Annotated in this window: 13 protein-coding genes; 10 read left to right on the top strand and 3 right to left on the bottom strand. The window is 71.9% G+C overall.

All coding sequences use genetic code 11. The features are described from left to right. Positions 1-49: 49 nt before the first annotated feature. Positions 50-1,042 carry an adenosine deaminase gene (locus tag ACFVFH_RS03665; protein WP_383762826.1) on the top strand — a complete coding sequence of 331 codons (993 nt, stop codon included), beginning with the start codon at positions 50-52 and terminating at the stop codon, positions 1,040-1,042. Here ACFVFH_RS03665 and ACFVFH_RS03660 read toward each other — a convergent pair. Then, a complete protein-coding gene (locus ACFVFH_RS03660; RefSeq protein ID WP_383762824.1) occupies positions 1,006-2,361 on the bottom strand; it encodes an MFS transporter in 1,356 nt (451 codons plus the stop codon). The genes ACFVFH_RS03665 and ACFVFH_RS03660 overlap by 37 nt on opposite strands. A 338-nt stretch (positions 2,362-2,699) precedes the next feature. Here ACFVFH_RS03660 and ACFVFH_RS03655 point away from each other — a divergent pair, with 338 nt between their 5' ends. The 9 genes from ACFVFH_RS03655 (at position 2,700) to era (ending at position 12,273) form a co-directional block, all read left to right on the top strand. After that, positions 2,700-3,824 (top strand): carbohydrate kinase family protein, encoded by a 1,125-nt coding sequence (locus ACFVFH_RS03655; protein ID WP_383762821.1) that lies wholly within the window; start codon positions 2,700-2,702, stop codon positions 3,822-3,824. Positions 3,825-3,966: 142 nt separating this feature from the next. After that, positions 3,967-6,075 (top strand): PhoH family protein, encoded by a 2,109-nt coding sequence (locus ACFVFH_RS03650; RefSeq protein WP_383762818.1) that lies wholly within the window; start codon positions 3,967-3,969, stop codon positions 6,073-6,075. Positions 6,076-6,084: 9 nt separating this feature from the next. After that, positions 6,085-6,582, top strand: coding sequence for an rRNA maturation RNase YbeY (gene ybeY / locus ACFVFH_RS03645; protein WP_072483570.1), 498 nt, complete (start codon positions 6,085-6,087; stop codon positions 6,580-6,582). Further along, positions 6,579-7,871, top strand: coding sequence for a hemolysin family protein (locus ACFVFH_RS03640; protein ID WP_383762815.1), 1,293 nt, complete (start codon positions 6,579-6,581; stop codon positions 7,869-7,871). The genes ybeY and ACFVFH_RS03640 overlap by 4 nt, the downstream gene beginning before the upstream one ends. Further along, positions 7,868-8,221, top strand: a complete 354-nt coding sequence (locus ACFVFH_RS03635) for an MmcQ/YjbR family DNA-binding protein (RefSeq protein WP_383762812.1) — start codon at positions 7,868-7,870, stop codon at positions 8,219-8,221. The genes ACFVFH_RS03640 and ACFVFH_RS03635 overlap by 4 nt, the downstream gene beginning before the upstream one ends. A gap of 41 nt (positions 8,222-8,262) precedes the next feature. Then, the gene (locus tag ACFVFH_RS03630) at positions 8,263-8,616 is read left to right on the top strand and encodes a cytidine deaminase (protein ID WP_093542682.1); all 354 of its coding nucleotides are present in this window, start codon (positions 8,263-8,265) and stop codon (positions 8,614-8,616) included. 210 nt (positions 8,617-8,826) lie between these two features. Continuing rightward, a complete protein-coding gene (locus ACFVFH_RS03625; RefSeq protein ID WP_383762809.1) occupies positions 8,827-10,209 on the top strand; it encodes a beta-xylosidase in 1,383 nt (460 codons plus the stop codon). Positions 10,210-10,292: 83 nt separating this feature from the next. Beyond that, positions 10,293-11,237 carry a WxL protein peptidoglycan domain-containing protein gene (locus ACFVFH_RS03620; RefSeq protein ID WP_383763568.1) on the top strand — a complete coding sequence of 315 codons (945 nt, stop codon included), beginning with the start codon at positions 10,293-10,295 and terminating at the stop codon, positions 11,235-11,237. Positions 11,238-11,298: 61 nt separating this feature from the next. Continuing rightward, positions 11,299-12,273, top strand: a complete 975-nt coding sequence (era, locus tag ACFVFH_RS03615) for a GTPase Era (protein WP_383762806.1) — start codon at positions 11,299-11,301, stop codon at positions 12,271-12,273. Between the two features lie 281 nt (positions 12,274-12,554). Here the strand turns inward: era and ACFVFH_RS03610 are convergent, their stop codons facing one another. Both ACFVFH_RS03610 and ACFVFH_RS03605 read right to left on the bottom strand, forming a co-directional pair. After that, complete coding sequence (locus ACFVFH_RS03610) at positions 12,555-12,821, bottom strand: protealysin inhibitor emfourin (RefSeq protein ID WP_329921148.1); 267 nt, start codon at positions 12,819-12,821, stop codon at positions 12,555-12,557. Positions 12,822-12,867: 46 nt separating this feature from the next. Next, positions 12,868-13,944, bottom strand: coding sequence for a M4 family metallopeptidase (locus tag ACFVFH_RS03605; RefSeq protein ID WP_383762803.1), 1,077 nt, complete (start codon positions 13,942-13,944; stop codon positions 12,868-12,870). Between the last annotated feature and the right edge of the window lie 146 nt (positions 13,945-14,090).

Below are 14,090 nucleotides of genomic sequence, written 5' to 3'. Positions count from 1 at the left end.
AGCACCACCCCGGCACCATCAGCACCACCGTCTGTGAGCGTGAAATCCCGTGCACCTCCCCAAGGCCGAACTCCACCTCCACATCGAAGGCACCCTCGAACCCGAGCTGGCCTTCGCCCTCGCCGCGCGCAACGGCGTGCGACTGCCGTACGCGGACACCGAGGAGCTCCGCACCGCCTACCTCTTCGACGACCTGCAGAGCTTCCTGGACCTGTACTACGCGCTGATGGCGGTGCTCCGGACCGAGGAGGACTTCGAGGAGCTGGCCGACGCCTATCTCGCCCGCGCCGCCGCGCAGGGCGTCCGGCACGCGGAGATCTTCTTCGACCCGCAGGCGCACACCGCGCGCGGCGTCCCGATCGGCACCGTCGTCGAGGGGCTCGGCCGGGCGCTGGACCGCAGCGAGGAGAAGCACAGCATCTCCACCCAGCTGATCATGTGCTTCCTGCGCGACGAGTCGGCCGAGTCGGCGATGGAGACGCTGGAGGCGGCGAAGCCGTATCTGCACCGGATCAGCGCGGTCGGCCTCGACTCGGCGGAGGTCGGCCACCCGCCCGTCAAGTTCCGTGAGGTGTACGAGGCGGCCGGGGCGCTCGGGCTGCGCAGGGTCGCCCACGCCGGTGAGGAGGGCCCGCCCGAGTACATCCGGGAGGCGCTGGACGTTCTCGGGGTCGAGCGTATCGACCACGGGCTGCGCTGCATGGAGGACCCGGAGCTGGTGGAGCGGCTGGTCGCGGACCGTGTGCCGCTCACCCTCTGCCCGCTGTCCAACGTACGGCTGCGCGCCATCGACACCCTGGAGGAACACCCGCTGCGGGCGATGATGGCCGCCGGGCTGCTCTGCACGGTGAACTCCGACGACCCCGCCTACTTCGGCGGGTACGTCGGGGACACCTTCCACGCCGTCCGCGAGGCGCTCGCGCTGGACCACGAGCAGCTGCGCACGCTGGCCCGCAACTCCTTCGAGGCGGCCTTCCTCGACCACGACGAGGAGCGCCGGGCGCGCTATCTGTCCGAGGTCGAGGCGTACGCGTTCGACTGACCGGCACCGCCCGCCGGGCCGGCCGTCCGGAACGCGGTGCGGACCGGGCGCCTGCGCCGCACGGGCAGGCTGATCTCCGTGACGGCCTGCTCGGGCGCACCCAGCTTCGGCACCGCGCCGGGCACCGCTCCGGTGGTGACGGCGAGCAGCGCGGCCGGGGCTCCGCCCCGGCGGCGCACCGATCCCGGCACCAGCGGGCGGCCCCCGGTGTGCAGGGCGACGGCCGTGACCGGGGCGGCGACCAGCAGGGTGACGGCGCCCAGGACCAGGCCCATGACCGGGTAGCCGGCCTGTTCGGACAGCACACTGCCGAGGACCGGCCCGCAGGCCACCCCGACCGACGACGCGGAGCCAGCGAGGACCGCCCAGCGGCCCCGCACGTCCAGGGAGGCGGCCAGGCCGATCAGATACGACAGGACCACCGGGTAGACGGTGTTCCACAGGATCTCGCCGGTCGCGAACTGGCCGAGGTTCCCGGCCGAGGAGCTGAGCACGATGCTCACGGCGATGATCACGGTGCCCAGGCCGATCGGCACCGCCCGGCCGAGCCGGGCGCCCAGCACCCCGGCGCCCATCACCCCGAGCAGACCCGCGCCCAGCGCGGCCGCGAACACCGCGCCGATGGTGACCTCGGAGAGCCCGGCCTGAGCCACGCCGATCCGGCTGCTGACGCCCCACAGCGCGTTCTGCGCCATGGACCAGACGAGCATGCCGCCCGCGAGGACCAGACCGGACCTGCGGTGCGGCAGCCGGCCGACGGCCGGGGCGGCGGGACCGGCGGGCGTGGAGCCGCCGAGCCGCCCGGTGGCGGGCCAGACGAGCAGGGCGACCAGGGCGATCGAGGCGAACGGCAGCCGGTGGCCGCCGCCGAGGTGCGGGATCGTCAGATAGAGGGCGCCCGCCGTCGCGGAGACGCTGAGCAGACCGAGCGACGAGGTGCGGTGCGGGTCGCGCTGGGCGGCGATGCCCGAGGCGGCCACCGCGGTCGCCGTGCCGGAGCCGAAGCCGCCGATCATCGCGCCCATGACCACCAGCGGCACCGACCCGGCCAGGGCGGCGCAGCCGTACCCCACCATGGCCAGCACCAGACCGATCCGGGCGGGCCGCCGCGGGCCGTACGTCTCGACCCGGCCCGCCAGGGTGAAACCGGCGGTCGCCGAACTCAGCAGGAGGGCACTGCCGACCAGTCCGGCCTGGGCCGTACCGAGGCCGAGATGGACGGAGAGCCGCCCGACGATGGTGGGGAGCAGATAGGCGGCGAGGTAACCGGCGGTGAACACGGCGACCAGGGGCCACGCGGCGCGAGGGCGCGAGGACATGGGCGTTCCTGAAGACATGCCGGAGACGGCAGGGAAGGCAGGGGAGGGCAATGCAGGAAATACGAGGAATTCGGGCCACTTGTCGGTAACCGTCGCCGAAGGGGCTCGCGGGCCAATTTGTATCAACCGCGGCCAGCCGCCCGAAAGTCACCCCTGTGTGATCTGGGTCACATATGCGTTTGGGTCGGGAGAGTGCGGGTAGCAGCGGCTGTTTGCGCGGATCCGCACCCCTGTCCGGGTCGCCGGTGCGAGCCCTCCGGCGCCGGCGGCGCGCACGCTCCGGTTACGCCGTCGGATCGGGCACACTGGCCGGATCTGCCACGACCGGGGAGTGCACAGTGAGCACGGACATTCCAGACATCGACCCACTGGACGGGCTGCGCGCCCCGCAGGACCCGGACTGCGACGTCTTCCTCACCGGCACGGTCTTCCTCGACATCATCTTCACCGGCCTCGACAGCGCTCCCGTGCGCGGCACCGAGTCCTGGGCACGCGGCATGGGCTCCAGCCCCGGCGGCGTCGCCAACATGGCGACCGCCCTGGCGAGGCTGGGCCTGCACACCTCACTGGCCGCGGCGTTCGGCGACGACCACTACGGGGAGTACTGCTGGGACGCCCTGGAGCAGGGCGAGGGCATCGACCTCTCCATGTCGCACACCGTCCCCGGCTGGCACTCGCCGGTGACCGTCTCGATGGCGTACGAGGGCGAGCGGACGATGGTCTCGCACGGCCACGAGGCCCCCGGCCCCGAGGGCACCCACGGCACCGCCGTCCCCACCGGCGAGCCGCCGTTCCCGCGCTGCCCGCCCCGGGCCCGCGCCGCCGTCGCCTCGCTCGCCCCCGGCCGCACCGAACCATGGGTCGCCGTCGCCGCCCGCAACGGCGCCCGGATCTTCGCCGACGTCGGCTGGGACGAGACCGGCCGCTGGGATCTGGACGCCCTCGCCGACCTGGAGCACTGCCAGGCCTTCCTCCCCAACGCCGAGGAGGCGATGCGCTACACCCGCACCGACTGCCCGCGCGCCGCCGCCCACGCCCTGGCCGAGCGCGTGCCGCTCGCCGTGGTCACCCTGGGGTCGGAGGGCGCGTACGCGGTGGACGCGACGACCGGGGCGAGCGCCGAGGTGCCCGCGATCGAGGTCGAGGCGCTCGACCCCACCGGAGCGGGCGATGTCTTCGTCGCCGGTTTCGTCACCGGCACCCTCGCCGACTGGCCGCTGGCCGACCGGCTGGCCTTCGCCGGACTGACCGCGGCACTCTCCGTCCAGGAGTTCGGTGGATCGCTGTCGGCGCCGGGCTGGGCGGAGGTCGCCGCCTGGTGGCAGCGGGTCCGCACCTTCGCCGACCAGGACCCGGCCGCCCTCCAGCGGTACGCCTTCCTGGAAGATCTGCTGCCCGCGGCCGCCCGGCCCTGGCCGCTGCGCCGGGCGGTGCCCACGATCGGCTTCCGGCACCCCGCCTGACGGCCGCGCACCGCTCTTCGCGAGCCTGTGCGAAAAAGCTCTCGGCGTTGTCGGTGCGGAGTCGTAGGCTTGGTAATCCGAGAGGTTGTCGATCGGCGAGAACCTTGCAACGGGAGGTATGTGCAGGCCACAGAGCCGGCCCATGACTCAGACACCCACAGCCCAGACCCCTGCGCCGAAGCAGGCGCGAGCCCGCTTCACCGTCCCCGCGAGCCACCCGATGGTGACCGTGCTGGGATCCGGCGACGCCCTGCTGCGCGTGATCGAGACGGCCTTCCCGGCGGCCGACATCCACGTCCGGGGCAACGAGATCAGCGCCGCCGGGGACGCGACGGAAGTCGCCCTGATCCAGCGCCTGTTCGACGAGATGATGCTGGTGCTCCGCACCGGTCAGCCGATGACGGAGGACGCAGTGGAACGCTCGATCGCCATGCTCAGGGCGACGGAGAGCGGCGAGGGGGACGGCGAGGAGACCCCCGCCGAGGTGCTCACCCAGAACATCCTCTCCAGCCGCGGCCGCACCATCCGCCCCAAGACGCTCAACCAGAAGCGGTACGTCGACGCGATCGACAAGCACACGATCGTCTTCGGTATCGGCCCCGCCGGTACCGGCAAGACCTATCTCGCCATGGCGAAGGCCGTCCAGGCCCTCCAGTCCAAGCAGGTCAACCGGATCATCCTGACCCGGCCCGCGGTCGAGGCGGGCGAGCGGCTCGGCTTCCTGCCCGGCACGCTCTACGAGAAGATCGACCCGTATCTGCGCCCGCTCTACGACGCGCTGCACGACATGCTGGACCCCGACTCGATTCCGCGGCTGATGGCGGCGGGCACGATCGAGGTGGCGCCGCTGGCGTACATGCGTGGCCGTGCGCAGCCGACCTTCACCAACGTCCTCACGCCGGACGGCTGGCGCCCGATCGGTGATCTGCGCGTCGGTGACCTCGTCATCGGGTCGAACGGCGAGCCGACCCCCGTCCTCGGTGTCTATCCACAGGGCGAGAAGGACATCTATCGCGTCACCGCCCAGGACGGCTCGTGGACCTTGTGCTGCGGCGAGCACCTGTGGACGGTCCGTACGGCGTCGGACAAGCGCCGGGACGAGCCGTGGCGGGTCCTGGAGACCAGGGAGATGATCGGCAGTCTCCGCACGGCGCACGCACGCCGCTACGAACTGCCGATGCTGACAGCGCCGGTCTGTTTCCCTGAGCGCGAGGTCCCGGTGGACCCCTATGCGCTGGGGCTCCTGCTCGGTGACGGCTGCCTGACCGGGACGACGACCCCCTCGTTCGCCACCGAGGACCCCGAGCTGGCCGAGGCACTGGAAGGCTCGCTGCACGGCGTGTCCGTACGGCACAAGGGCGGGCCGGACTACGTTCTGAACGGGGTGAAGGCTCAAGGTGACGTGGTCACGCTGGAGAACCCGGTCACCCGGTCCCTCCGTGACCTCGACCTGCTGGGCACACGGTCGCACTCCACATTCGTACCGGACACGTACCTCTACAACTCCGCGCCCGTCCGCCTCGCCGTGCTTCAAGGGCTGCTCGACGCGGGCGGTGATCCGGTCACCCAGGCGGACCGCACCTGTCGCGTTCAGTACTCGACGGCATCGATCATGCTGCGCGACGACGTGATCGCCCTTGTGCGGTCCCTCGGCGGTGTGGCGTACACCCGTCGCCGGGCCGCGGAAGGACGCGCACCGGGTCTGGCGCAGGGCCGCGAGGTCCATCACCGCCACGACGCGCACATCGTCGACATCCGCCTCCCCGAGGACATCGAGCCCTTCCGCCTCGCTCGCAAGGCGGAGAAGTACCGCATGGCGGGCGGCGGCCGCCCGATGCGCTTCATCGACAGCATCGAGCCGGCCGGGCGTGAGGAGGCCGTGTGCATCCAGGTGGCGGCGGAGGACTCGCTGTACGTCACCCAGGACTACCTGCTGACGCACAACACCCTCAACGACGCGTTCATCATTCTGGACGAGGCACAGAACACCAGCGCCGAGCAGATGAAGATGTTCCTGACCCGGCTCGGCTTCGACTCGAAGATCGTCATCACCGGTGACGTCACCCAGGTGGACCTGCCGAACGGCACCAAGAGCGGTCTGCGCCAGGTCCAGGAGATCCTGGACGGCGTCGAGGACGTCCACTTCTCCCGGCTCACCTCCCAGGACGTTGTCCGGCACAAGCTCGTCGGCCGTATCGTCGACGCGTACGAGAAGTACGACAGCAGAGCCGGCCACAACGGGAAGCAGTAGCAGCGCACCATGTCGATCGACGTCAACAACGAGTCCGGAACCGAGGTCGACGAGCAGGCGATCCTCGACATCGCCCGCTACGCGCTCGCGCGGATGCGGATCCACCCGCTCTCCGAACTCTCGGTGATCGTGGTGGACACCGACGCCATGGAACAGCTCCACATCCAGTGGATGGACCTCCCGGGCCCGACCGATGTCATGTCCTTCCCGATGGACGAGCTGCGTCCGCCGGCCAAGGACGACGAGGAGCCCCCGCAGGGGCTCCTCGGTGACATCGTGCTCTGCCCGGAGGTCGCCAAGAAGCAGGGCGAGGACGCGGAGACCCGGCACTCCATGGACGAGGAGCTCCAGCTCCTCACCGTCCACGGAGTGCTGCACCTCCTCGGGTACGACCACGAGGAGCCGGACGAGAAGGCCGAGATGTTCGGCCTCCAGGCCGCCATCGTCGACGGCTGGCGCGCCGAGCACGGTCTGACCGGCCCGTCGCCCGCCCCCACCGTCTCGTGAGCGTTCCTCTCGTCCTGGGTGCCGTCCTGCTGGTCGTCGTCGGCTGGCTCGCGGCCTGCGCGGAGGCGGGCATCGCCCGGGTCTCCAGCTTCCGGGCCGCCGAGGCGGTCCGCTCCGGGCGGCGCGGCAGCGGGAAGCTGGAGCAGGTCGCGGCGGACCCGACCCGCTATCTCAACGTCGCCCTGCTGGTGCGGGTCGCCTGCGAGATGTCGGCCGCGGTGCTCGTCACGTACGCCTGTCTGAAGGAACTCCCGGAGACCTGGGAGGCGCTGGCCGTCGCCATGGGCGTGATGGTCCTCGTCTCCTACGTCGCCATCGGCGTCTCGCCGCGCACCATCGGCCGCCAGCACCCGCTGAACACCGCCACCGCCGCCGCGTACGTCCTGCTGCCGCTGGCCAGGATCATGGGCCCGGTCCCGCAGCTGCTGATCCTCATCGGCAACGCGCTGACCCCGGGCAAGGGGTTCCGCAAGGGCCCGTTCGCCAGCGAGGCCGAACTGCGTGCCATGGTCGACCTCGCCGAGGCGGAGTCGCTGATCGAGGACGAGGAGCGCCGCATGGTGCACTCCGTCTTCGAGCTCGGCGACACCCTGGTGCGCGAGGTCATGGTGCCGCGCACGGACCTGGTCTGCATCGAGCGCTACAAGACCATCCGGCAGGCGCTCACCCTGGCCCTGCGCTCCGGTTTCTCGCGGATCCCGGTCACCGGGGAGAACGAGGACGACATCGTCGGCATCGTGTATCTCAAGGACCTGGTCCGCAAGACCCACATCAACCGCGAGTCCGAGGCCGATCTGGTCTCCACGGCGATGCGTCCGGCGGCCTTCGTGCCCGACACCAAGAACGCCGGTGACCTGCTGCGCGAGATGCAGCAGGAGCGCAGCCACGTCGCGGTCGTGATCGACGAGTACGGCGGCACGGCGGGCATCGTCACCATCGAGGACATCCTTGAGGAGATCGTCGGCGAGATCACCGACGAGTACGACCGCGAACTCCCGCCCGTCCAGGAGCTGGAGAACGACTGCTTCCGGGTGACCGCGCGCCTCGACATCGGCGACCTCGGGGAGCTGTTCGGCTTCGACGAGTACGACGACGAGGACGTGGAGACCGTCGGCGGGCTGCTGGCCAAGGCGCTGGGCCGGGTCCCGATCTCCGGGGCTTCGGCCGTCGTCGACCTGCCGGACGGCCGGCGGCTGCGGCTGACCGCGGAGTCCCCGGCGGGCCGCCGCAACAAGATCGTCACGGTCCTGGTGGAGCCCGTGGCACCACAGGGGGAGGACGAGGGGTGACTCCGCAGCAGCTGAGGGCGTTCTGCCTGGAGTTCAACGCGAGCACCGAGGAGTTCCCGTTCGGCCCCGGGGCCTCCGTCTTCAAGGTGCTCGGCAAGATGTTCGCGCTCAGCACGCTGGACGCCCGCCCGCTGACGGTGAACCTGAAATGCGACCCGGACGAGGCGGTGCGGCTGCGGGAGAAGTACGACGCGGTGGCGCCGGGCTGGCACATGAACAAGCGGCACTGGAACACCGTGACGGTCTCCGGGATCCCCGACCGGGTCCTTTGCGAGCTGATCGAGGACTCCTACGACCTGGTGGTGGCCGGGCTGCCGAAGGCGGACCGGCTGCGGCTGGACCGGGCGTAGCCGGTGCGCGGACGGGCGCGCCCGGTTCGTATGCTCGGCACATGACTGAGAGCACCGACCTCGGCCCCGAGGACCGCAAGATCGTCACGCTGGCCCGCAGCGCCCGCGCCCGCAACGGTGTGCCGGAGGGCGCGGCCGTACGGGACGAGACCGGACGCACCTACGTCGCGGGCACCGTACGGCTGGAGTCGCTGAAGCTCAGCGCGCTGCAGACCGCGGTGGCGATGGCCGTCGCCAGCGGGGCCACCTCGCTGGAGGCGGCCGCGGTCGTCTCCGAGGCCGCGACCCCCTCGGACGAGGACCGTGCCGCGGTACGGGACCTGGGCGGCCCGGACACCCCCGTGCTGCTCGCCGGGCCCGACGGCACACTGCGGGTCAGCGTGACGGCGGGCTGACGCCGGGGAGATCCGTACACCGGGCACGAACGCCCCGCGGCCGGCCGCGGGGCGTTTCGCGTACCGGCGCGAGGAGCACGGATCTTGACAGCATCTGATGGGTCATCAGCCCACGCGGTCCACCGCCCTTGACTTCTTCGGAGCCGCAGCCGTCAATGGGCCCCCGTCGGCGCGGAGTGCCGCCGCGCCGCATCCGCAGGAGGGGGCTCCATGCGTCCGACCGTCCGAAGAGTCAGCGTGCGAAGATCCGGCGTCCGAGGACGCCCCGGGCGCGGCCGCCGCTGGGCCGCCGCACTGGGCGTCGGCGCGCTCGTCGTGGCCGGGGGAGGGGGGCTCGCGGGCCCCGCGCAGGCCATGCCCACCGCCTCCGTGCCGGTGGACTTCCCCACCCACTGCATCCCGCCCGCCATCGCGGGCATCCCCCCGATCGACGGGACCACGAAGGCCGAGATCACCGTCGACAACGCCGCCCCGCAGGTGGGCGACACGGTCACGGTCACGTACACCGTGGTCGAGGCCGCCGCGAGCAACCCGGTCGACCTGGCCCTGCCCGCCGACATCATGACGCCCACCGGCAAGGTCACCGTCGGCGGTGCGCAGAGCGGGAGCGTCGCCGTCGAGGGCCCCAAGAAGAACGACCCGGTCCCCGGCAAGGGCGCCTTCCCGTCCTTCTCGATGACCGGCACCTTCACGGTCACCGCGCCCGGACAGATCACCCTGTCGCCGGGCGACTACAACATCCACACCAGCTACATCATGGAGCTGGACACCCCCTGCACGGTGACGGACCCGCCCGCCCCCGTCTCCGAGACGATCATCGCGACGGACGGCGGCGGCCAGGTCAACGAGCGGGCCATCCGGCTCGGGGCCGCGTCCGGCAAGGCGGGCGACGCGGTCACCGTCACCGGATCGAAGTTCACCCCCGGCGCGCACATCACCCTCGCGGGCCGGGCCGGTGACGCGGCGACCGCCGACACGGCCACCGCCGAGGCGGACGGCTCGGGCGGCTTCAGCGGCCGGCTCACCGTCGACGACCCTGCGACCACCGGCATCGTCGCCTACGAGGGCGGCGGCTGGGACCCGGCCAAGGGCGCGGGCCCGCAGCCCTACACCGTCACCGGTGGCGGCGGCGACATCCCGGACGGCAGCCAGCAGCTCAGGACCTCGGTCCGGGCGGGCACGCTCTCCATGGTCCAGGCCGGGGACACCGTCGAGATGTCGGCCGTCGACTTCGGCCGCGGCGGCGCCTCCCGGGGCTCCCTGCGGACGGTCACGGTCGAGGACTACCGCGGCGGCCCCGCGGGCTGGTCCCTGACCGGGAAGGTCACCGACTTCAAGGGGCCCGGCGGCGCGACGATCGGCGCCTCCGCACTCGGCTGGACCCCGGTCTGCGCGACGAAGCCCGGCAGCCCGAGCACCTGCGCGGCGGGCTCCCCGGGCCCGGTCGGCAGCGCGGGCGCCACACTGGCGTCCACGCCGAACGGGACCTCCACCGGCGGCGAGTTCACCGTCGACGCCCGGCTCGCACTGACCGTACCGGCGTACACCGCCCCCGGCGCGTACTCCGGCGTGCTCACCCTCACCCTCACGTGACCGAGCACTCCCGAGCAACCGGCGTTCCGGGCGCGCACCCGCCCGGACCGCCCGACCCGACCACCACCCGGGGGTACCGCACCGTGCGCACCGTCTACCTGTTCCTCCTGACCGGCGCCCTCCTGCTGGCCGGCGCGCCCGCCGCGCACGCCGCGGACAACGGCAGCTGGTCGGTCTACCCGGCCATCGCCCGGTCCGGCCAGCGCCCGTACTTCTACCTCTCGGCCGACCCCGGCGCCACCCTCCACGACAAGGTCACCGTCACCAACAAGACGGGCCGGGCGCAGACCTTCCGGCTGTACGCGGCCGACGCCTACAACACCGCGCGCGACGGCGGGTTCGCCGTACGGTCCCGCGACGAGCGGCAGCGCTCGGTGGGCGCCTGGGCGAGCACCGGCCGCGACCGGGTCACCGTGGGGCCGCACGGCTCGGTCACCGTCCCGGTCACCATCACCGTGCCCGAGGACGCCGAACCGGGCGACCACCCCGGCGCACTCGTCGCGCTCGACGAGCGCGTCGACCCGGCCGACGCCGGAGCCGTCGCCGTCGGCATCCAGAAGGCGGTCGGCGCCCGGATCTATCTGCGGGTCAACGGGCCGACCGTCCCCGCGCTCTCCGTGGACGACATCCGGGTCGAGCACACCCAGCCACTGGTCCCCGGCACCGGGAAGAGCCGGGCCGTCATCTCGTACACGCTCCACAACCGGGGCAATGTCACCCTCAGCCCCAAGGTCGCCCTCAAGGCCGAGGGGCTCTTCGGCCGCACCCTGCTCGCCCGCGACCTGAAACGGATCCCCGCCGAGCTGCTGCCCCGCCAGGAGGTCCGGCTGACCGAGCAGTGGACCGGCGCGCCCCAGCTGGAATGGGGCGAGATCCGGCTGACCGCGAGCGCCCGCGAAACGCGCGAGTCCGCAGCCGTCGGGTATTTCGCCCTGCCCTGGCTCATGGCCGGGATCCTGCTGGTGGCCGTCGGCGGCGGCACGGGGCTGTGGATCCGGGCCCGCCGGAACCGTGCGCGCGCCGCCTGAGACGACACCGACAGGCCCCGACGCGGCCCTTGGTGCGGCGGGGCCGCCCGGATCGGGGACAATGGGCGCCATGAGCGTTCGACCTGACACAGATGCCGCTGCGCAGCAGGCCGCGGGCGAAGCCCCCCACCGGGCCGGTTTCGCCTGCTTCGTGGGCCGCCCCAACGCGGGCAAGTCCACCCTCACGAACGCTCTGGTCGGCCAGAAGGTGGCGATCACCTCCAACCGGCCGCAGACCACCCGGCACACCGTGCGCGGCATCGTGCACCGCGACGACGCGCAGCTGATCCTGGTCGACACCCCCGGCCTCCACAAGCCGCGCACCCTGCTGGGCGAGCGGCTCAACGACGTCGTGCGGACCACCTGGGCCGAGGTCGACGTCATCGGCTTCTGCCTGCCCGCCGACCAGAAGCTCGGCCCCGGCGACAAGTACATCGTCAAGGAACTCGCGGGCATCAAGAAGACCCCGAAGATCGCCATCATCACCAAGACCGACCTGGTCGACTCCAAGCAGCTCGCCGAACAGCTGATCGCCGTGTCCCGTCTCGCCGAGGAGCTCGGCTTCGAGTGGGCGGAGATCATTCCGGTCTCCGCGGTCAAGAACAGCCAGGTCGAGCTGTTGGGCGACCTGATCGCCCCGCTGCTCCCGGTGAGCCCGCCGCTCTACCCGGAGGGCGACCTCACCGACGAGCCCGAGATGGTCATGGTCGCGGAGCTGATCCGCGAGGCCGCGCTCGAAGGCGTACGGGACGAGCTGCCGCACTCCATCGCGGTCGTCGTCGAGGAGATGCTGCCGCGCGAGGGCCGGCCGGCGGACAAGCCGCTGCTCGACATCCACGCCAACGTCTATATCGAACGTCCCAGCCAGAAGGGCATCATCATCGGCCCGAAGGGCAAGCGGCTGAAGGACGTCGGCACCAAGTCGCGCAAGCACATCGAGGCCCTGCTCGGCACGCCGGTCTTCCTGGACCTCCATGTGAAGGTCGCCAAGGACTGGCAGCGCGACCCGAAGCAGCTGCGCAGGCTCGGTTTCTGAGCCCCGCGCCGTCCGGCGGCCGGAGGGCGGCGCAGCCGGTCGAAGCCGCTGAGGCCCCTGGGGGCCGAGGGGTGCGAGGGCGGCAGTGGGGAGGGGTCCCGAAGCAGTTGCGCAGGCTCGGTTTCTGAGCCCAGCTCCGTCCGGCCCGCCGCTCGTCCCGCCGCCCGTCCGGCCCCCCCCGCCTGTCCCGCCCTCCGGCCCCCCGCCTGTCCCGCCCTCCGGCCCCCGCCCGGCCCGTCGTCCGCGCCCCGCGTGAGGCCCCGGTCATCCGGAACCCGGTCTCACGCGCCCTCCTTCAGGACGCGTGAGACCAGGGCCCGCTGGGCGTCGGTCAGCCGCGGGTCCGCGCAGTGCACCGTGCGGTCGCCGATCGTGATCCGGTACCGGAAGCCGTCCGGCACACCCTTGGGCGGGGTGGCGTGGCCCGCCGCGAGCGCCGATTCCGCCAGCGCCTCCCACTCCGGGGCGTCGTCCCGCCCGGCGGTGTCGACCTCGCGGTGGCGGGCGATGCCCGCGAAGCCGCCGGTCCTGCTGACCTGAATCCGCATGGGGTGTCCTCCAACGCCGGGCGGGCTGGGCAAGGGGCCGGTTCGCCTACGAGGTCGGCACGCCCACTTCCGACCACGCCTTCAGGACGGCCTCGGCCTCGTCGCCCTCGCCGAAGCGGCTGCGGGCCGCGGCGACCGTCAGCCGGGCGAAGGACGCGAAGTCCGCGTCCACCGCCAGTTGACCACCTGTGAGCACATCGAACCAGAGCTGGCCGGCGCGTTCCCACGCATGGCCGCCGAGCGCCGTCGCCAGCAGGTAGAACGCGCGGTTCGGGATGCCGGAGTTGAGGTGCACCCCACCGTTGTCCTCGCTGGTGTGGACGTAGTCCTCCATCTTCGCGGGCTGCGGGTCCTTGCCCAGCACGTCGTCGTCGTACGCCGTGCCCGGTGCCTTCATCGAGCGCAGCGCGACGCCCTGGACGCCGGGCGCCAGCAGCCCGGCGCCGATCAGCCAGTCGGCCTGCTCGGCGGTCTGGCCCAGGGTGTACTGCTTGACCAGGGAGCCGAAGACGTCCGACACCGACTCGTTGAGCGCGCCGGACTGGCCGTAGTAGCTCAGATTGGCGGTGTACTGGGTCAGGCCGTGGGTCAGCTCATGGCCGATCACGTCGATGGCCACGGTGAAGTCGAGGAAGATCTCGCCGTCGCCGTCGCCGAAGACCATCTGCTCGCCGTCGAAGAAGGCGTTGTTGTACTTCTCGTCGTAGTGCACGGAGCCGATCAGCGGCAGTCCGTTGCCGTCGATCGAACGGCGGCCGTATGCCTTGAGCAGCAGTTCGAAGGTGGCGCCGAGACCCGCGTACGCGCGGTTGACGCTCGCGTCCTTCGTGGGCTCCTGCCCCTCGGAGCGGACCTTGGTGCCGGGCAGCCGGGTGTGGTGGCGGCAGTCGTAGAGCGTGCGGTCTGGCTTGTCGGAGACCTCCCCGGCGGCCGCGGGGGCGACGGGCACGGTGACGACCGTGGCCATCTGGCGGCGGGTGCGGCGGGCGGCGTCGCCCTCCAGGGTGCGACGGGAGGGCCCGGCGAGATCGGGGTTGTCGGACTGCGAGAGCTTGTCGAGGAGATGGGGCGGCACGATGGTGCAGAAGACGGGGTGGAATCCCTGCTGTGACTGAGGCTGCATACCGCCGACTGTGGCACCGGGTGACGGAGATGTCACTGGTTGCGATCAGGATTGACGAAATGGAGTGATCGGTCACTGTTGGGCGTTTCCTGCGCCCGGTCCCGCATACTGATACGGGACGGACGCATCAGGCGCCTCTCGGTTAG

Source organism: Streptomyces sp. NPDC057697 (genome assembly GCF_042799335.1).
Taxonomy (GTDB): Bacteria; Actinomycetota; Actinomycetes; order Streptomycetales; family Streptomycetaceae; genus Streptomyces.
The sequence above is the reverse complement of the archived record's forward strand: the minus strand, read 5'-3'. Positions and strand labels throughout refer to the sequence as shown.